Source organism: Fodinisporobacter ferrooxydans (genome assembly GCF_022818495.1).
In the GTDB taxonomy this organism is placed as follows: domain Bacteria; phylum Bacillota; class Bacilli; order Tumebacillales; family MYW30-H2; genus Fodinisporobacter; species Fodinisporobacter ferrooxydans.
The window spans coordinates 2864968-2884672 of sequence record NZ_CP089291.1 but is presented as its reverse complement, the minus strand read 5'-3'; the positions used below and the strand labels follow the sequence as shown (position 1 = coordinate 2884672).

General features: G+C 44.9%; 16 protein-coding genes. 1 reads left to right on the top strand and 15 read right to left on the bottom strand.

The window, feature by feature from the left end; all coding sequences use genetic code 11:
* The first annotated feature begins 206 nt into the window (after positions 1–206).
* Complete coding sequence (locus tag LSG31_RS13730; RefSeq protein ID WP_347435657.1) at positions 207–1586, top strand: MFS transporter; 1380 nt, start codon at positions 207–209, stop codon at positions 1584–1586.
* Positions 1587–1800: 214 nt separating this feature from the next.
* On the opposite strand, the gene LSG31_RS13725 is transcribed toward LSG31_RS13730, so the two are convergent.
* From LSG31_RS13725 to LSG31_RS13655, 15 genes are all read right to left on the bottom strand, one after another.
* On the bottom strand, positions 1801–2475 hold the full coding sequence (locus LSG31_RS13725; protein WP_347435656.1) for a TetR/AcrR family transcriptional regulator: 675 nt from the start codon (positions 2473–2475) through the stop codon (positions 1801–1803).
* 153 nt (positions 2476–2628) lie between these two features.
* Positions 2629–3258, bottom strand: a complete 630-nt coding sequence (locus tag LSG31_RS13720) for a YdcF family protein (protein ID WP_347435655.1) — start codon at positions 3256–3258, stop codon at positions 2629–2631.
* Between the two features lie 116 nt (positions 3259–3374).
* Positions 3375–4295 carry an alkaline phosphatase family protein gene (locus LSG31_RS13715; RefSeq protein WP_347435654.1) on the bottom strand — a complete coding sequence of 307 codons (921 nt, stop codon included), beginning with the start codon at positions 4293–4295 and terminating at the stop codon, positions 3375–3377.
* Between the two features lie 180 nt (positions 4296–4475).
* The gene (locus LSG31_RS13710; RefSeq protein ID WP_347435653.1) at positions 4476–5669 is read right to left on the bottom strand and encodes an LCP family protein; all 1194 of its coding nucleotides are present in this window, start codon (positions 5667–5669) and stop codon (positions 4476–4478) included.
* Positions 5599–6234: a sugar transferase gene (locus LSG31_RS13705; RefSeq protein WP_347435652.1), complete on the bottom strand. Its 636-nt coding sequence runs from the start codon at positions 6232–6234 to the stop codon at positions 5599–5601. The genes LSG31_RS13710 and LSG31_RS13705 overlap by 71 nt, the downstream gene beginning before the upstream one ends.
* 46 nt (positions 6235–6280) lie before the next feature.
* The gene (locus LSG31_RS13700; RefSeq protein WP_347435651.1) at positions 6281–7396 is read right to left on the bottom strand and encodes a glycosyltransferase family 4 protein; all 1116 of its coding nucleotides are present in this window, start codon (positions 7394–7396) and stop codon (positions 6281–6283) included.
* Positions 7397–7413: 17 nt separating this feature from the next.
* The gene (locus tag LSG31_RS13695; RefSeq protein ID WP_347435650.1) at positions 7414–8904 is read right to left on the bottom strand and encodes a polysaccharide biosynthesis protein; all 1491 of its coding nucleotides are present in this window, start codon (positions 8902–8904) and stop codon (positions 7414–7416) included.
* A gap of 27 nt (positions 8905–8931) precedes the next feature.
* Positions 8932–10044 carry a DegT/DnrJ/EryC1/StrS family aminotransferase gene (locus LSG31_RS13690; protein ID WP_347435649.1) on the bottom strand — a complete coding sequence of 371 codons (1113 nt, stop codon included), beginning with the start codon at positions 10042–10044 and terminating at the stop codon, positions 8932–8934.
* The gene (locus LSG31_RS13685; RefSeq protein ID WP_347435648.1) at positions 10041–11120 is read right to left on the bottom strand and encodes a polysaccharide deacetylase family protein; all 1080 of its coding nucleotides are present in this window, start codon (positions 11118–11120) and stop codon (positions 10041–10043) included. The genes LSG31_RS13690 and LSG31_RS13685 overlap by 4 nt, the downstream gene beginning before the upstream one ends.
* Before the next feature lie 13 nt (positions 11121–11133).
* Positions 11134–12528, bottom strand: coding sequence for a flippase (locus tag LSG31_RS13680; protein WP_347435647.1), 1395 nt, complete (start codon positions 12526–12528; stop codon positions 11134–11136).
* A 13-nt stretch (positions 12529–12541) separates the two neighbouring features.
* The gene (locus LSG31_RS13675; RefSeq protein ID WP_347435646.1) at positions 12542–13204 is read right to left on the bottom strand and encodes a CpsD/CapB family tyrosine-protein kinase; all 663 of its coding nucleotides are present in this window, start codon (positions 13202–13204) and stop codon (positions 12542–12544) included.
* A gap of 49 nt (positions 13205–13253) precedes the next feature.
* Entirely contained in the window at positions 13254–15200 is a 1947-nt protein-coding gene (locus LSG31_RS13670; RefSeq protein ID WP_347435645.1) for a Wzz/FepE/Etk N-terminal domain-containing protein, read from the bottom strand.
* Between the two features lie 222 nt (positions 15201–15422).
* Positions 15423–16148: a phosphocholine cytidylyltransferase family protein gene (locus LSG31_RS13665; protein WP_347435644.1), complete on the bottom strand. Its 726-nt coding sequence runs from the start codon at positions 16146–16148 to the stop codon at positions 15423–15425.
* Positions 16149–16227: 79 nt separating this feature from the next.
* Positions 16228–18663, bottom strand: coding sequence for a PEP/pyruvate-binding domain-containing protein (locus tag LSG31_RS13660; RefSeq protein ID WP_347435643.1), 2436 nt, complete (start codon positions 18661–18663; stop codon positions 16228–16230).
* Between the two features lie 32 nt (positions 18664–18695).
* Positions 18696–19439, bottom strand: coding sequence for a CDP-alcohol phosphatidyltransferase family protein (locus tag LSG31_RS13655; RefSeq protein ID WP_347435642.1), 744 nt, complete (start codon positions 19437–19439; stop codon positions 18696–18698).
* Positions 19440–19705 lie beyond the last annotated feature (266 nt).

Genomic DNA, 19705 nt, shown 5'->3' with positions numbered 1-19705 from the left:
ATAAATGATATTGTAATCGCTTTCATGTATAGGTATAATAATCATGATTATTTCATAATCAGTATTATAGCTCATATTTTCAAATTATTATGAACTTTTTAAAAAGGGGGGCTGGGAAATGTTTGAAATCTTGTTTGCCGTATTGCGAGACTCAATTTTAGATCATTTTCATTCCAAATTCCAACAAACCAAAGGAGATGGAAGATATGAGTTCTAAGGCATTGATAGAAGATGCGCCGTTTACTTCGTTTCATCGAAAGCTAACGATCTATTCTTCCGGCGGGCCGTTTCTGGATGGGTATATTTTAAGTATAATTGGGATCGCACTGTCTCAATTATCTCCCCAGTTGCATCTGAGTGCTCTATGGAGCGGTCTGATTGGCGCTTCTGCACTGGCAGGCATCTTTTTAGGCGGTCTTGTGTTTGGCTATGTATCCGACTTGCTCGGCCGCCAGGCACTCTACACGATAGACTTAATCATATTTATTGTTGGTTCAATTTTGCAATTTTTTGTCAGCAACGCGGTTGAGCTCTTTATTTTGCGTCTAATAGTCGGCATCGCAATTGGTGCAGATTATCCGATTACAACAGCACTGCTTGGAGAATTCCTGCCGCGCAAGCAGCGAGGGCCGCTGGTTGGTTCTTTATTTTGTACATGGTACGTTGGAGCAACTGCAGCTTATATAGTTGGCTATCTTTTGCTCGGAACTGGGCCAAACGCATGGCGGTGGATGCTGGCAAGCAGTGTAGTACCAGCTGTCATCATCGTACTACTCCGATTTGGGACGCCGGAGTCTCCTCGCTGGCTTCTCAGCAAGGGCCGGATTGATGAGGCGCGTCAGGTTATTCATCAAGTGTTTGGACCTGAATATGATATTGAATCATTAGGTGAGGTTCAAGAAAAAACACGCTTTACAAAATTGTTTGAGCCTGGGTACTTAGGGCGCGTCCTGTTTGTCGGCGCGTTTTATATGCTGCAAATTATTCCGTTGTTTGCAATGTATACGTTTGGTCCGGAAATTCTCGCTGCCTTCCATCTCGACAAAGGAAACGCAAGTATTCTAGGCTCTGCTTTGATTAGTTTGTTTTTCTTAATCGGTGTCATCCCAGCAATGCTCCTTGTGAACAAACTGGGGCGGCGGAAGCTCATCATCTTTTCCTTTCTCTTCATGACCATTGGGCTGTTCATCGATGCGCTTTTCCCGAACGGATCTGTCGGGGTCGTTCTCGCGGGATTTTTAATTTACGCACTCTTTTCCGGAGGCCCCAATGTGTTGGATCTGGTTTACCCTAGTGAGCTCTTCCCAACGGATGTACGCGCCTCAGCTGTCGGTGTCACGACTGCAATCAGCCGAATTGGAGCATTTGTCGGAACATTCGCTGTTCCATTTGCCCTGACCAACATGGGAATCGGGACAACGATGTATATTGCCACTGGTCTCACGTTTCTCGGCCTGATCATTTGTGTTGCGTTTGCACCTGAAACAAAAAACACTACCCTTGGTGAATCTAGTGTAGTGAAGAATAGCCGTACAGGAGCTATAGCGTCGAGACACTCTTTGCAACAGACGGATATACTTGATTAACGTCGAGCACCGTGAACAGCTCGCCCCTCGCCTACTCTTCGGCAAGGTAAAACGAACAGAATGAAAATGACTCAGCCCCCTCGTACCTGAGGGGGCTTGTTTGGTGCCCGAAACGATCATAAGGAAGCACTGGCTCGGGCTGGATGGGCATCAATGATTGGATGAATTCAAAAGTATGTACATTTAACAATAACCTAAGGTCGTATTTTTATGATTATGAACGAAAATCAAAATAATTAACATTTAATACAATTTGCCGAATATATTTCATTGTTTCTCGTACTACTTGCTCTTTAGTATAATTTCTTCTGTTGTTCAAAAACAATGTAAGCATTCCTGTCCATACCAATGTTGCCATTTCATTAATTTCTTCAGCATTTTCTGCTTTTATATATCCTTCCTTAACACTTCTTTCTAATGCGATTCTTCCCCTTTTAGATAGATTGGATTCTAATACCATTGGCATTAATTCTTCAGGAATATCGATGATATCTTTAGGAAAAATTGTGTAATAATCTTGAAAATCTTCTGCTTGAATACCTAAGTTAGCAATAAAAATTGCATGATACGTTTCCGGTTCATCAAAAGAGAATTTACAAAAACACTCCCAGATTAAAATATATTTTTCCAAAGGGTTTGCAGCCGATTTAATATATTTCGGCAGAGCATCGTAATACTTTTTTAAAAAAGTCATTGCAGCAAAGAAAATCAAATGGGAAATTTCTTGAAAATAGTTGTAAATTGTTGCACTATTGTAACCCGCTATATCAGCGACTTTCCGTATCGTGACATTTTGTATTCCTTCATCTTCCATAATTTTGACTGTTGCTGTGATAAAATATTCCATCATTCGAATTTTTTGAATGTCTTTTTTATCTAATTTTTCCAAACATGCTCACCTCAAAACATTTTTAACGCGCGAATGATCTTCGCATCCGACGAACCCAAAAATCAAAAAAACTGGATCCTCAAAATCCTTGATAACACGGTGCATTAGAAACATTTTTCACTATACCAAAAGTGTAACGGAAAAACTCATGTACTACAACAGAAAATGGTTGATTTGATTCAACACTTTTTTTGCCGCCAAACCATTTATGCCTAAAGCGTTTCCCGCTAATTTGATATATTCATCCAATGTAGTAATCAAGCTGAATGAATTGGCCCACCAACGATGCGGATGAAATCGCGGATCATTCGATGCACAATAGGTCAGACGAATGCCCGTTCCGCTGTAAACCTTGCCGAAATTAAATGCAACCCTTCTCATATGATAATTGGATGAAACGACAATGACAGATGTAAAATGATGCTCTTTCACCAATTTTTCCGTAAACAGTGCATTTTCGTACGTACTTTGCGCTTTTGTTTCAAGAATGACCGATTTTTTGGGTATGTTATATTGTTTGATCTGGTCGATTGGTTTTACGGGTTTTGTATCAAATGCATTGGAAAGAATGATATACCTGGAATATCCTTCACGATAAAGCCGGACACCTTTTGCCACCCTTTCCGCCCCTCCACTTAAAACGATAATGGCATCTGATCGTATCGGTTGTTGATTCAAATAGAGAAATGTCCCGGCAAACCTGGCAACCAAAGCAATCACAATCATAATACTAATGATTGCTGTCAGCACAACTGCATAGTAACGTTTTTTAAACGGAATCACACGCGAACCATCCCTTTGTCGTCAGTCATATAAGAAAAAACTAAAGAATAAGCCCTTTTATGCTTGTTCACGACCCAACTCAACACGAAACCAATTTTCCGACACGGATCCTGAGATTATTTCCAAATATCCATAATCGGTTTAACAAATGCACTTCTTCCTGCGTAGGGCAATCCGTATAAATCTTCAATCGTCCGAAGCAATTGAAAATGGTTGCTATTGCTCGCATAAATTCCCGGTTGAACCATCGGGCCGACAAAGATGGTGGGAACTACATTGTTTTGCGAGTTGTCATCTTCGTCCCATGTAACAATCAATAAACTATTATGGTTTTTTGCCCATTGCACATAGGCATCAAGATTCTGCTTTAACCATGTATCGGCTTGCCCGATCGTTCCATTGTGCATATCGTGATTGAGATTCGGTATGACAAAAGAAACGGTCGGCAATCGATCAAAGTCCTGCGGGAATTTTGCGAGCGGCAGGTTAACGGCCGTCGGCAGATTTGCGAAATCCGCCCAAGGATTGTGTTTTCTTACATAGGTTTGTGTCCATGGCAGCAAGGCATATCCATTGTGATTTCCCATAAATCCGGCAGCAGGCAAATCTTCCGAATATCCGCCAAACGTGAAATGCTTTGCCAGAAGTTCGGATGCAAGGTTTGCAGTTGTAAATCTCGTACGCGGTACGGCATCACTTTTGACACCTTGATTCGATCCGGAAAAAATATCAAGATAATTGGGCTGGCTCGGGTGTTCAATCGCATGATAATTCGTAAAACTGGCCCCGTGTTTTGCCAAGTAATTAAAATAAGGCGCTGAAGGATTGCCGATAATCTCTTTGTCTGCATGATTTTCCTCAATGACAACTACGATATGATCAATTGTTTTAACAGGGAACTTTTGCAAAAGGTTGCTGTGAATCGGAAGATTCTCTATTTTCGAAGGCGTTTGCACTTGCTTGGAATCGCCATATTTTGCGCAGCCGCTGAGAATGAAAAGACTGGCACATAAAGGATACAAAAACTTATAAGTCATAAAAATAATCTAACCTTCCCACAATAAAGTAATGTTTTTCCTTTGTGAACGAATGGTTCAACCCGATGGATCTACTAATTTTACAACAATTGCGTGACATGTGGGCATGAAATTTATAAGCGGAACCCCTCCGCAAAGGAAAAGATTAGGGTAGGGATTTTGTTTATCGATTGATTTGGGTTAATGGTCCTGTAAAAATGTATGGGAAATTTTCTGTACGGCGTTCCGATCGGGAATCCAGTAATCGAGTTCTGCGCCCACTAAAGGGTCCATTGCCACTCCGTTGTGGCCGGGGATTTGCTCGTATTGAATATGAGAATTATCCAGGCCCTTGTACAAAAGGGCAAAACTCAACAAATCGCTGTATGTAAAATTCGTGTCGATCACATCGGCGCGAATCTCCTTGATTTCGGCAGGCAGCTTTGGAATGTTGTCCAGGCGAAGCATTTGCCGAAGGATCGAGCGCAGCACGAGGGATTGATCGAATTGCCGGCCAAAATCGCCATTTGGCAGCGAGTAGCGTTCACGTACTGCCATTAATGTCTGTTCCCCGTTTAGATGGTGCGTTCCAGCTTTGAAAATGCCGACCGTGCGTGAAAATGTCACATCCACTCCGCCAATTTGATCGATAAAGCGCTGAAACCCTTGGAAATTCATCTTTGCATAATAGTTGATCGGAATATGTAAAAAATCACTCACAGCTTGAATGGCCATTTTCGTTCCAGCATGATTTCCGCCTCGCAGATTTCCTACAAAGTGGGCATGATTGATTTTCGTTTCGCCGATGCCCGGCAAATAGACACGCGTATCACGCGGGATGGAAACAAGGTGAATGCTTGTATCCTTTGGATTCACGTGCGCGACCATGATCACATCCGTTCTGGCAGCTTGTTCGCCGGCTCTTGCATCGATTCCTAAAATCAACACGTTAAATGAAGCACTTTTTGCATCATCTTTCTGTATTTTGTTATTTTGCAGATTGCTATTTTGCAGTGCGTTGTCGGATAGGGATGGGGAGGTTTCTTTTGGAAATGTTGGACGATCCATTTGTGTTGGGGTATCGGTTTGCGTGATCGTATCAGGTCTCCCGACAATCGGAACTTGCTGAAAATGACGCTGCGGCTGCAAATACCAATCGGCCACTGCAGCGAGAATCCCTGCTGCTGCAAAGATTCCGGCGAAAGTCAGCAATCGCCTGCGCCGTCTCCTCCTGCGTTTCGCCCTCGCACGTTCCAGTCGGCTTGCTTCTTTCAACCTGGTCACCCCTCGCAAAAAATCGTTCCACTCGCTGCTGCCATTCATTTCAATTCCCGGTTGATGTGTTTTCCGGCAAGTTTCCGGCAAAATAAGGAACGGGCAGATGATTTTGTCCATCGATTCCTTCCTTGGCAAGAACTTTTTTTACTGTCATTGCAAGGATTTTTAAATCCAACCAGACCGTTGCATTGTCGACATACCACACATCCAGCTGAAATTTTTCTTCCCATGTCAGCAAATTTCGGCCATTGACCTGAGCCCATCCGGTGATCCCCGGTTTTACCTCCAATCGTCTGGCATGAGCAGCCGTATAATGCGGCAAGTATTCCAAAAAGAGCGGTCTTGGACCTACCAAGCTTAAATCCCCTTTCAACACATTGAGCAATTGCGGCAATTCGTCCAGACTCGATCTGCGCAGAAAATTTCCGAATGAGGTGAATCTCATGGCGTCCGGCAACAAGTTTCCCGCTGCATCCCGTTGATTTGTCATCGAACGAAACTTGTAGATTGCAAAGGGTCTCCCTTGATATCCTGCCCGTTGCTGTATAAATATGACAGGTGTTCCAAGTTTACTGCGCACCAAAATGGCTGTCACCAACAACACGGGTGAAAACAGCACCAAAAGCAGGACGGCGCCAATCAGATCAAACAAACGTTTTCCAAAATTCAAACGTTCTCCCAAATTGCCACCCCGTTTCCATGGAATGCACCCATGCTAAAAACATATCTTACGATAGATATATACGCTCCATCTTCGCTAGAATTACAGACAAATCGAGAGATTTTGACAGGATCTTGCTTTTTCGTCCCATCGTGGCACAAAGTTCCGGCGAAGCATGCAGTCGCACCATGGCATCTGCCGTTTCCTGCGCATTTCCTGGCGTTACAAGAAATCCTGTTTCTTCATGAACCACCAGATTCCGGTTGCCGCGTATACGTGTCGCCACGATCGGTTTGCCGCAAGCCATCGCTTCCATCAAGGAACGCGGCAGCCCCTCGCGCAGGGAGACAAGTGCACAGACATCAGCTGCGGCCAAAATCTCAGCAATATCCAAACGGGTTCCCAAGAAAAATACGTCAGACTCCAGTCCCTGCCGTTTTGCCTGTTCGCGAACCTGCCGTTGCGTTTCCCCTTGTCCCACCAACAGGCATTTCACATGTTTCCCACGCGTTTTCAACAGGCGAACCGCATGTATTAACTGCATCTGATTTTTGTTCGCAGTAAACTCGGCGATACAAACGATCACAAAGTCTTCTTTGCAAATGCCGAGTTCTTTGCGCAGACGTTGGCGCGCCCCATCGCCATCCTGGAGTTGATAGGAAGCGACATCCAGGCCGACGCCGGGTACATAATGCACCTGTCCGCGCACTGGCAAACGCTGTGCCAGATCATAGTCTTCTTCATTGATTACAATCAAATGGTCAGTCAAGCGTGCCATCAAATATTCCAAAGGATAATACAGGATCCAATGCAAAAGCGGCGCACCGCGAAAAAAGTGAAACCCGTGAGCGGTATATAGAACATTCGGCACATTTGACAGCCCGGCAGCCGCTCTCCCCAAAATACCGGCTACCGGAGTGTGTACGTGTACCAAGTCAAAGGATTCTGCATGGAATCTTTTCAGGAGTTCACGAAACGCCCTCCAGTTTTCCCAATGGAAAGGGCTTCGTTGAATCGGAATATCATGGCACATGACATTCGCGTCCCGAATGATCCGTTTCGCCTCGTCCTCCCTTGCAAACACATGAATTTCATAGCCATATCGTTGTAAAAGAAGCAAATACGGCATATGAAATGCTTGAATATGTCGATACGTGGAAGCAACAAAAGCAGCCTTTTTCACAAATCTCTTTTTCCCTCCTACATTGACAGAGTATGTGTGATATCAAAGAGTGCAGATCCGGCAGTTTGATATAATTCCGGCACATATAAGAAAATCAACTGTTTAATTTCCTCCGGAGTTTTTCTGCTATAGGTGTTTTCCGAAAGCGATTCGAAAATTGAGATAAATTCACTTGTGCTTTCTTTGCAATATCCGGATGGCTTGCTGACAAAGATCGTATTGTGCTTGGTAGCCGAAATGCCCTCTTCATTTGTCAACAACTCTTCGAATAGCTTTTCTCCCGGACGAATGCCGGTAAAAGAGATCGGAATGTCAATATCGGGCCGAAAGCCGGACAAGCGGATTAAATCCTTTGCAAGATCCACAATTTTAACAGGCCGGCCCATATCGAGAATGAAAATCTCTCCCCCTTTCGCAAGTGCTCCCGCCTGAATCACTAATTGTACGGCTTCTTTGATCGTCATGAAGTAACGCACCATTTCCGGGTGTGTAACGGTAACCGGGCCGCCTTTTTGAATCTGCTGTTTGAAAACAGGAATCACACTGCCGCGGCTGCCAAGCACATTTCCAAAGCGCACCGCAGAGAATTTGGTCTCACTTCTTTCGTTATAACTTTGAATCACCAACTCGGCCAATCGTTTCGTCGCCCCCATGACGCTTGTGGGATTGACCGCCTTGTCAGAGGATATCATGACAAAATGGGATCCCTTTGTCTCATGTGCGCATTGCGCTACGTTTCGTGTTCCAAGTACATTGTTCTTGATCGCTTCCAACGGATTCATTTCCATCAACGTTACGTGCTTGTGTGCGGCCGCATGAAACACGACATTCGGGCCATACGCATGAAACACTTGCCGGATCGCCGACAGATTTTGAATATCAGCAATGATCGGTATGATCGACAAATTCGGGAACGCATTGCGCAATTCCAGATCAATTTGAAAAATACTAGTTTCCCCATGACCGAGGAGCAGCAGTGTATTTGGCGCCAAGTGTGCGATTTGCCGACAGATCTCCGAGCCGATCGAGCCTCCTGCACCTGTCACGAGTACCGTCTGGCCTGCAATATAACCGGAAACTTCCGTTAAATTGACTTGAATCGGCTCTCTCCCCAACAAATCCTCCATCGACACCTCACGAATCAATTCGGTTGTATTCTTGCCGACGATCCATTCCGATACACTTGGCAGAATCTTGACTGTGGCAGATGTCTGATAACAGATATTGAGTATGTTTGATATTTTCTCCCGCGATGCGGACGGAATCGCTACTACAATTGTGTCGATATTCAAATTCTGAACGACTTCGATGATCTGTCCACATCCGCCGACGATCGGCAGGCCAAACACGCTGCGATGATGTTTTGCAGGATCGTCATCGACAAATGCTACCGGTGTCATCCTTGATTTGGTGTTCTGCAGCTCCTTTGCCACCAAAACACCTGCATCACCCGCTCCAACTATCAAAATCTTGTGCTGCTTTGGTTGCATCTGGTCGTTCTTGTACATTGCCCCCAACCCCCAAAATGGTATCCATTATCTGAATATTTGTAGCTCCTCACGAATCGCACGGATCACTTGATCCACTTCCTGTTCGGTCAGGCGGTTGTAAAACGGAAGTGCCAATGTACTCTGTGATACTCGTTCCGTAACCGGAAAGTCCCCGGTTTGATATCCAAACTGTTCGACATAAAACGGCTGCAAATGGATGGGGGTAAAATAGGGGCGGCACCCGATTCCGCGTTTCAATAAGCCTTCCATCATTTGATTCCGTTGAATTCCTTCGATAAAGCGAATCACAAAGACAAACCAGCTCATTTCTGCCCGCGCATCAATCGTCGGCAGTATGATTTCCGGTATATCCCGCAACTTTTCCAAATACATGGCTGCGACTTGCTGCCGCTTTTTCAAAATCTCTTCAATCCGCTTCATTTGTGCAGTTCCCAAGGCCGCACTCATCTCATCCAGACGATAATTGAAGCCCAGGCGAATGTGTGAAAGCCATTGCACATCGTTTCCTCGTCCCTGATTGCGCAAACTGTAGCAAACGGCCGCTAGTTCTTCGTCATCCGTAACGATGATACCGCCTTCCCCCGTCGTCACCTGCTTATTCGGATAAAAGGCGAATACGCCTGCTGTCCCAAAGCTGCCGGCCAATTTCCCGTTCCATTTTGCGCCGATTGCCTCGCAAGCATCTTCCAGTACCGGCAAATTGTACTTTCGGGCAATTTTGAGAATCTCGTCCATATTGGCGGGCTGGCCAAACACATGTACCGGCAGAATCGCTTTTGTGCGCTCGGTAATTTTGTTTTCGATCTGTGTAACATCCATATTCAATGTTTTCTCATCGATATCGATAAACACTGGCTTGGCCCGCTCAAATAAAATACAATTGCTGGAAGCCACAAAACTGAAGGGTGTCGTAATCACTTCATCTCCATCACGAATGCCCAATGCGCGGATCAACATATGCAAGGCGCTCGTTCCACTGTTGCAGGCGATCGCGAAACGGCTGCCAATATATTCGGACAGTTGTTCTTCAAACTGTTTTGCTTTCGGACCTAACCCCAATTGTCCGGAATCAAGCACCTCCATCACAAGATCTTTTTCCAATTCGGTAATATCCGGGCTAGACAAAGGTATTCTCATAGGATACAACCCCTTCTCATTTCCTCAACCGGTTTGCCCAAGGGAGCCTGCGTTAGGATTTGTTCCGATAATTCCTCCATGCTGAGACTCTTCATTCCGTATCGTTCTTGCAATTTTTTATAGTGCTTGAGGATCTTATGCAGGGAATTTATATTTTCTGTCAGATTCACCCCAAAATTGTGTGGATGCCACCAGATGTGATACACAAGTCCATGCTTTGCGGCAAATGTCATGCCGGAAAAAATACGTCTGAGTTTTAAAGGTTCCAACACTCGCAGCCGCGTCGAATAGGGCCGCAAGAATCTGCTGGACGGAATATTGAAGGGGTAGCTCTTATGTATGTCTTCCAGGGAAACACAGTGATGGCCGGAAAGATTCAAGTAGCTGTCGGCCACTCGCAGCGCCCGTTTGAGCAAAGAATTGCGCCCATATCCGTCCGCTTCATACTGCCATGTGCTTTCATTTCCCCGATAACATGCAATCCCCATTTCCGCACATGCGGCCAAATACTCTTCATTTATCTGATTGCGGGGAAAAACCAGACTGCCGATCTTGATGCCCCACTCTCCGGCAACCTGAATCGCGGCGGTTACATCCGCCTGAAACGTATAAACATCCTGTCCGGGCGCCAAGCAATAATAATGCGAAAAGGTGTGTGTGCCAATGTGCTGATGCGGGCAGGAACGGATGAGTTGGATCAAGGATGGAGCATAATGAAACGGGTCGTCCAGTTCTGATTGGCCGATTTGATGCAGTTCGGGATATGGCGAGAGCCGTTGCTCTTCATATGCAGGTTGCCGCTTGGGCAAACGTTGCAGCAGTTCCCGTTTGTTCCGGCAAAACAGAAACCCTACGGTTGCCCACGTTACATGAACATCATATGCCTTATACAGTTCCAGCATGGCCGGGACTGCCAATCGGGCACCCTGCAAATGGCCGCTGTAACGTTCGATCGGACACTTGTCGCGAACCCCCCAATACAATTCAAAATCCAAAGAAATGATGAATGTCCCGGTCTCCTTCGTGCGGTCCCACTCCTCTTCTGCCCATCTTGCGAATCCCCCCTGTCCCTGCATGCTGAATCATGTATCATTCAGCTTCCATCCGGTGCAATGAAACCACATTGGCCAGAAAAGAAGGATACCAAGTCGGAAACCGAAAAATTCGCCACGTACAGTACGAAGCAGCCACATCCCGTATCGCAATGCTGACCGCAGTGGCAAGCGCCGCTCCTGCCATGCCGAATATCGGAATCAACAGCGGATTCAGTATAACGTTGGAAATAGTCGAAACAAGCAGAATGTTTTTCGATTTCTTTTGATGCCCTGTCATGTTCAACAATGGAATGACACTGCCTGTCAAAGAATTGACCAATTGGCCAAAACACAGGAGAATCAATGCTGTAGTGCCTGTTGTAAACTTGGCTCCAAAGAGCGGCAAAAAATAGGGTGCAAACAATACGGTCAAAAGAATGACCGGTACGGATGTCCAGAACCCCAGTTTTGTCGAAAAGCGAATCATTTTCTGCAGATCCGCCTGTTTGTCCCCCCAAAACAATTCGCTGAATTTGGGCACAAGAAATGTATTGATAGATTCTGTGGCAAAACAGGTCAATATGGATAATTTCGCGATCAGGTTGTAGACGCCGACATCTTCCGCACTGCCGAAAATACCGATCATCAATGAATCCGTCCAGTCCATGAGCACATACATGGAGGATGTCAAATACATCGGAGCCGACAACGCCAGAATCTGCTTCAAACCTGGTTTTTCATACGTATGCTCAAGGCTTCCGGAGCGGTTTCCCTTACACATCTTCAAGCGCCAAGCCGTGATGCTCCATATTCCATTGCCGACGACAATGATGGCCAATGTTGCAAGAACAATCGAATTCCTTTTTCCAATTATCCCTGTCGCAAGCATCATCAATCCCAAGTAGCCAAAGCGAATCCAGATAATTTCAAACAGGATCGAATGTGCGAAATGCTGCAATGCCCGAAAGGCGGCAGCATGCAGCCGCGAAAGCGCGAAAAAGGGCAAGATCAACGCGACGATTTGAATGGCGCCGGCCGATAATGTTCCGGGAAAAACGAAATGCGCAAGCCAATCGCTCTGCAGATAGAGTATTGCACCTGCCGCAACTGAAACCGGAAGAACCAGTTGCAAGACTCTGTTTACGATTTTAGCGGCAACCCCGGCGCCACCATTGCCGGCATGTTCAGAAACCATGCGTATTACGGCCGTATCTGTTCCAATCAGCACGACGACAAGGCTAATGCTCAAGATCGAAAACGAAAGCGAATAGACGCCCAGTTCCGCCGCTCCATAGACTTTGGCGATATAAAAGCTCAATGCGTTGAGCAGCAGGAAGGAAACAAGGCGCAACAAAAAACTGACACCGGAGTTTTTGATCCATTCCTTATAGTCTTGATCCTCCATCAACCGGACCCGGCTTTTTATGATTTTCAAAAATCCAATATTCATGTTTCCGATCCTCTTAGTAATAGTACTGTTTCTCTTTCGTGTTATTTAAGACTACGCCCAGAATGTTCGCATTGGCGCTGCGCAGCTTTTCAACCGCTTTTTCCCCATCTTCCCGCTTGGTATTCTTCGCATCGACGACCAGAACGCATCCGTCTGCTTTTGAAGCCAAAAGCAGGGCATCTGAGACAATTAATGGCGGACTATCGATGATTACAACTTCAAAACATTTGGCAGCCTCTTTTAGAAAATGATTGACATATTCAGTTTCCAGAAGTTCAAGGGGATTCTTGGGAATCTGTCCGGCCGTAACGGCAGATACGTACGGAACGACAGTGTATTGCAGAATCTCTTCGAAGGAGTGCTCGCAAGACAGGTACGTACTAAGCCCCTTGTCATTCGACAGCCGAAACGCATGGTGGCCGTTTGGTTTACGCATATCCGCATCCACATAGAGTGTTTTTGTATTATTTTGCGCCATCACAACAGCCAAATTGGAACAGATCAGTGATTTTCCCTCGTTCTCATTCGCACTCGTTACCAAAATGGTTCTCACTTCGCGGCCTTGACTGGCAAAACGAATATTGGTTCGAATGCTGCGGAATGATTCGACCGTCGGTGAATCCGGATTGCGAAATGAAATCAATTTCCGATTGATATCATAGGGCTTTTTTTTCATTCGTTTGTTCTCGCCTCCTTTGTTCTCGCCTGCCGTTGCCATCATCTGATCATTCACCATGCGGTTTTCTTGTTGTTCTTTTCAAATTCGTATCGATCACAGGTACCTTTCCGATGATCGGCAAGCCAAGATGCTTTACAATAATTTGTTCCGTCCGCAATCTTGTATCGAAGTATTCCTTGGAGAGGACTCCCCCGATCGACACAATCAATCCAAAAACAAAAGCGATTGCAGAAGTAAGAAAAGGCATTGGCCACACTTGTTTCGTCATATTCGCCGGGTTCAGCACACTCACATTGTCTACTTTCATCAGCTTGGTAATTTGGTTTTCGAAAATATTTGCAACGGTGTTGGCGATCCGCATCGCTTCTTTGGGATTCGAATCCTTGGCAACGATCGATAACACTTGAGAGTTTGTTACATTATCGACAGACACTTGCTTCATCAGTGCATTGATCGGTATTCCAAGCTGCTTTGAGGCCGGCTCCATAATGCGCGGGCTTTTGATGACTGTGCGGAACGTTTCGATCAACATCAGATTTGATGCAATTTCGGATTGGGTGACACTCCCTTGTGAGTTGCCATTCATCGGACTTGAAATGTTCAACAAAATCTCAGTGCTTGCTTGATATTGCGGTTTTAGCAGATAAGGGCCGCCGACCCCGGCCAACAGAGTGATCGCGATCGTGATCAAGAGGATCAGCCAAATCCGATCGCGGATAATTTTCAAAAGTTGCCGCAAGTCAAGGGCATCATCCATTTTCGTAGACCTCCTTACACCGATTGGTAGTGAATATATGAGTGGATCCTTGCTCCCTAAAAAATGACTGGCAGCCAAAAGGCCCATGATCAGCCACCAATGCCGTTGATAAAGTGCTTCGATCCCCAACGACAGTCCAAACATGGACAGATGGCCAAGCATGAATCCAAAGACAAGTGGTTTCTGATTTTCATCGGCTATACGATATGCAGACATACCCTTGTAAAAAAACCAGAGAATAAAGCCCAGGAACGTCACCATTCCAACCAATCCGAATTCAGCAAGAAACCAAAGGGTTGTATTATGTAAAATCCAATTGTATTGATCTTGAAATGTGCCGACACCTACACCGAAAATCGGATGATCTTTAAATCGATTCAAGGCGGTGTATATATAGTCCATACGAGCGGTAATCTGCTTGATTCGCAATGACATGCTTTCAATCACAGGAAGATACCGGCTTCCCAAAACGATCAAAACAATCCCAAAGGTGAACACGCCTACTGTTACGATTCTCAATACATACATCGGCCGAAACAACGCAACTACCAATACAATGGTAACTAGTCCAATCCAAGCAGAGCGGGAAAAGGTAAGCAAAATCCCGATTCCTAATGAAACGGTGCAGAATACGCCAAACCGCCTGGTGAAAATGGGGTTTGTTTTTCCGGAAGTCATGATGTGCAGAGCGAACGCCAGAACCAGCAGACCTCCGTACGCGTTCGGGTCTACGAGCATACCGGAAAGGCGGGATGATTCATAGTTCAACCATGTGATATTAAAGCCAGTTATTTTCAAAAGAAAAAAGGCGGCAATCGCAACAATATTCTGTAATACTGTGCTCAAAATAAAACATTGAACCAACCGCCGGCAACGGATCCAATCGGTGGTAAATGAGACGATCATCACATAGCTGAGAAATAACAAAAGCAAGCCGAAGTCTTTCTCCAGCAAAACATATTGCGACAAATACCCGTTTTGCAAAAGAGAGATATAATTTCCGATTGCAAACACGAGCAACATGCCAAGGTGCCAGAGACTCCACGTTGACTTGACGATTTGGATGCGAAACAATCCAAACATAAAATAGAACAGCAAACAGACATCAGACGGTGCGAAACGCAACCCAATCGGCGTTCGAAATTGAATGGGCAGAAGAATCACATATGCGACAACCAACCAATCGGAAATTGTGAATTTCGCTTGCACATCCAAAGCCGGCCATTGATTGTTCATGCTTCACCCCGAATATCGCATCCCCAAATCGAACGAAACATCGTTTTTGCCAAGACGTTTGCCTCACAGGATTTTCATACGATTTGTCCAAACTTGTTTTGACATTGTCTGTTTTTTCTGTCTTTACAATTTATTACTGCTTCTATCGTTATATGCAAATACAGCTCAAAAAATAGAATGCCAAACATCAAGTATGCACGAACACAAGATTGTATCGTTCCTTCACTTCATGTTTGCGTTGGCCAGTTCAAAATCATGGATAGTGTCTATCTCGTACCACCAATCATTTTTAATAGAAACCGTTTGAACGGTGATCCCGGCTTCTATCAGACAGGACAAAAGTGAAGTCATATCCAGATGATCGATCACGTATGATTCCAATCTGCAAAGGTAGTTTTTTATTTCACTCCAACCCTCGGGCGTAAATTTTAAAAGCCCCATATACTGCCCTTTTATTTTCGAAACATGAAAGACTCGTCGGCCGATTTCCATCAGCTCACCGTTGTCGTTGATATCAAATGTTTCGGCATCCATCAGGGGATCTGCAAATCGTTCGTTCCAAAGATTCAGCCAATTGGGATCATACGTTATCCCAATGTCGCCATTTAGGCGTTTTAACGTTTCCACCACTTCCGGCGGATATATCAGATCTGAGTAGCTGATTATGCATTCGTTGGAGGCCAGCCAAGAGTCGGCACATAACATCGACCTGACCATATTGGTTTCTGCCCATCGCTCATTATCAAAATAGATGAATCCGGGAAAATCAATTTGTTCCTTTCGATAACCGCGAACCACTGCGATGTTTTCTATACCTGCAGCCAATAAAGATTGTGTTTGCCAATGCAAAAGCGGTTTCCCTTGTATCGCAACAAGACATTTGGGTTGCGTGTCGGTCAAATGTTTCAAACGACTGCCTCTACCGGCTGCCAAGACGATTGCCTTCAAATATAACACCCCTATTCTTCGTGGGAAATTACGGTAATTCTTTGTTTTACATTTGCACACTTCATCGACTTCATCGACTTCATCGAAGAATCCGCACGTGTCGATTCATGCAATCCAGTTCAATTACTTCTGCTGCCGACCAGCGTCTGTATAGAGATTCCCCCGCTCCAATCACCGCTGGAATGCCAAGCTCGCCAGCCCGAATCGCCATATGGGAATTCGCTCCTCCATACAATGTGATGAAACCTGCAATGCCTTTCGTAAAGATCCAGTCGTATCCCGGATCGGCGCTTTCAATGAAGAGAATGGTGTTTTCCAGTTTCTCCTTGTCGGAAACAAACGAGACTGTCCCTTTAGCAGTCTTTTGCGTGACAAAGTTTGGTTCAAAAGGAGGAACCTCGAACGCCCAAACGTCGATTTCATTTGTGATAAGCGGGGGAAGCAGCAACTGTTTCGTGAGTCTGTGCTTTTCTCTTCCTTCCTGAATGGAACGATACAGTTTCTCCTCTGCGTTGTTGCACGATCCGTACAGATCGTAAATGCAGGAAATGTTGGCATACGAGGCTTCTTCCATTGTAAAACCATGCCCACAGGCAAACTCCTTGAACAAGGAGATCGCCTCGCTTAACGATTTGCTGAAGACAAATTTGGCGTATTCCCTGCCCTCAATCGCACCTTTGATAAAATCGAACAGACTGTCCGAATCGTGCTTGATTCCATGTTGTTGCAACAACTGATTGATTGTTGCTTTCTGCGAAGGAGCCAGTTGAAACGTTGCAGTGTCTTCCCTCTTTTTATTTACCTTTCTCTCCCAATTGAAGTAATAGTCCGAGTCTTCATCATATCGTGGCGATAATATGTCGTATGTGCCCGGGCGCAAATGACCATACTCCTTTAAGAACTCTTCTTTATCAAGCATTTGAAAATCGCTAAACATTTTTGAGCTTACCGTACACAGTGAATTCATAAAACTGTCATAGTCATGTTTGCTTAAAGCCCCCACCTGTACGAGTGACTGTATGAGTTGTACCGCGATAAATCCGGCTCGGGCCAAGCCCGCAAACGGCAGTGTTCCATAGGATTGGCAATCCTCCAAAAGCCAGTATATTTTAGCAATCGAATCAAGATTGCTTTCGATCACATTTTGATAACGATCTTTAAGTAATTCAATTTTGCGGATGTCTTCCTTCCACAAGCCATTGCGGCCGATAATTCGATTGGTCAGGGGGCGCAGGCGATCTTGAAATTCGCTCAATTCCCATTGCTCAAATCCATGCTTTTTCAAATTCTCCAGCTTTTTCGATAAGTCGAACGTATAACAAGAGATAACAATCTCAAACTCTACTTTGTCATGTGTATTGGGTGATTCAATCAATCGGTCCAGGTAGTAATTGACCAATTTTTCAGACAGCGGCTCATTCAAGCCAGCCGGCAAAAAGGAATTGAAACTTACCCGAACATCGATATACGGCAATCCGCAAAAGTCGATCATAAGCGGAAAATTGTGCACGTTTTTATATCCATAATCAAATCGTTGTTGAGCCCAAATCCTGTCAGTCACGACTTTCTTATAAAGACTTCGCGCCAATGGACGAGGACGGATTCCGATGATTTCGGCCGGATTCCAGTCTGGCATTACGCCAAAAACAGTTTTCGTACCATGCAAATACGGATGTGTGTGGTTCCACATGTTCACTTTGTTTGAAATGCGTTGCAAAGCGGATTCCAACTCCTCTTCGCAAGGCTGCGCATGCAAAACCAGCGGTCGTACCTGCAGCAAATAAAGTTGACCGCCAGACCAGGCAAATTCTATATCGATACGATCCGTGCCAAACAGCTTTTCCAATTCCCGCATTAATTCGGCAATTTTCAGGATCTCATGGGAGAAACCGGTTTTGCCGTTGTAGTATTTGTACAGATACGCCGTTTTTAAATGATTCGAGTGCCCAGCTGTTACACTGCTTGTGCTTCCCGTCACATCGTCATAATTGATCACATAATAGGGAGCTCCCGTATTCGGATCTCTGCTGAAAGCCACACCGCTCATTGTCACTGCACTCAGCATCGGTTGAATCAGGATTTGATCTTCCGCGTCAGAATCGCCATAAGAATCGATGACAAGCGAAATGGCCCGGATCAGTTCCTCTTCATTTTGTACGGAACCAATCGAGCTGTATTTGCCGGCAAGCGATTCATCGGCATGATCTTCCGAAAGTGCGCTGCTGCGGACAATCACCTTTTCTTGCAGCCAACCGCTTGTCAACACGTTTGACAGGATTGTTGTTTCGTCTTCCCGCCATTCCCGCACTGAAAAACAAATTTGCGGCAATACACAAGCGCACATCAGGCGTTCGTACAGAACTTGCAGCGTTTCCGCTTTTGTACCGAATCGAACCGGCCGCACCGTTGGTTTTTTATGTTCCATGAGGAAAAACTGTACGGTTTCTATCGACTGGATGGAATGATATCGAATATCGGCTACATCTATTTTTGTGCCCTCCAAATCTTTTGGCATATTCCTGTCCCCCACTTGTATTGGTTTCCCTATCATTCCATGTAGCGAATACTTGCTTTTAATTTATAAATGGCTTTCATGAAGCTGATGAAAATATAGTAAACAATCCAAAGCAGCAGAGGTTCCTTGAATCCCCAAAACAGCCAAATCCAACTGAAAAGCAAAATCCCACAATGAAATCCGATGTCTGTCATAAATAGAAAAACAAACAAATCCGTCCATTTGTTTTTTTTCCTCATGGAAACTGTGGCAGTCGAGGCCGATTGATGAAAGACAAGCAATGCCCCTTCGGAAGACAGAATCATGGAAAACGTTATGATAAACATTGCAAAGAGGATGATTCCCAGAATAAAGGACGAATCCGATTGAAACATCCCGAATACTACGGCTATGTTGCAAAGAGCCATGGCATAATTGAGTCCAATGTCCAACCATTCCCCGCCTTTGCTTGATTTTTTGCGAAGGCGCGCCACTTCACCGTCGATACAATCAAAGAAATAACACATCTGATAGAATAAACATCCAAGCAGCAACGAGAAAGGCGATCCGATCATATAAGAAGCTGCAGAGATCAATCCCAGCAAAATCCCGATGATGGTCAGCGCATTGGGGGATATATCCGTTTTTTTGACAAGCGGGTAGCTGATATAAATGGAAAATTTCCGCATGACATAGAACATCCAGAATTCATCCTTTTCCCACGGCCTTTGTACTTCTTTACGCAACTTTTTGATCATCTCTGAATCGAGAAATAACGTAGGTCTATTTGTTTTCAAAGATGTTCTTCCCCCCCTGCATGGCGGCGAAACAGATCCGAATCCAATCTCGCGCTTCGGTGACATGTGTTAATAATTTGTAATTGTAAGACGTGCTACACTTTATTCACAAATTGTGTGTATTATTCTTCTCTGCTGCAAAAGACTCATTTGGATCGCTCAATGTGGTTTGTGTCTTGCTTAACCACTTTTTGAACACACATTTTAATAGAAATCATAGGTCTACTTTTTAGGTTCTGGAATACGAATAGTAATAGTGATAGATA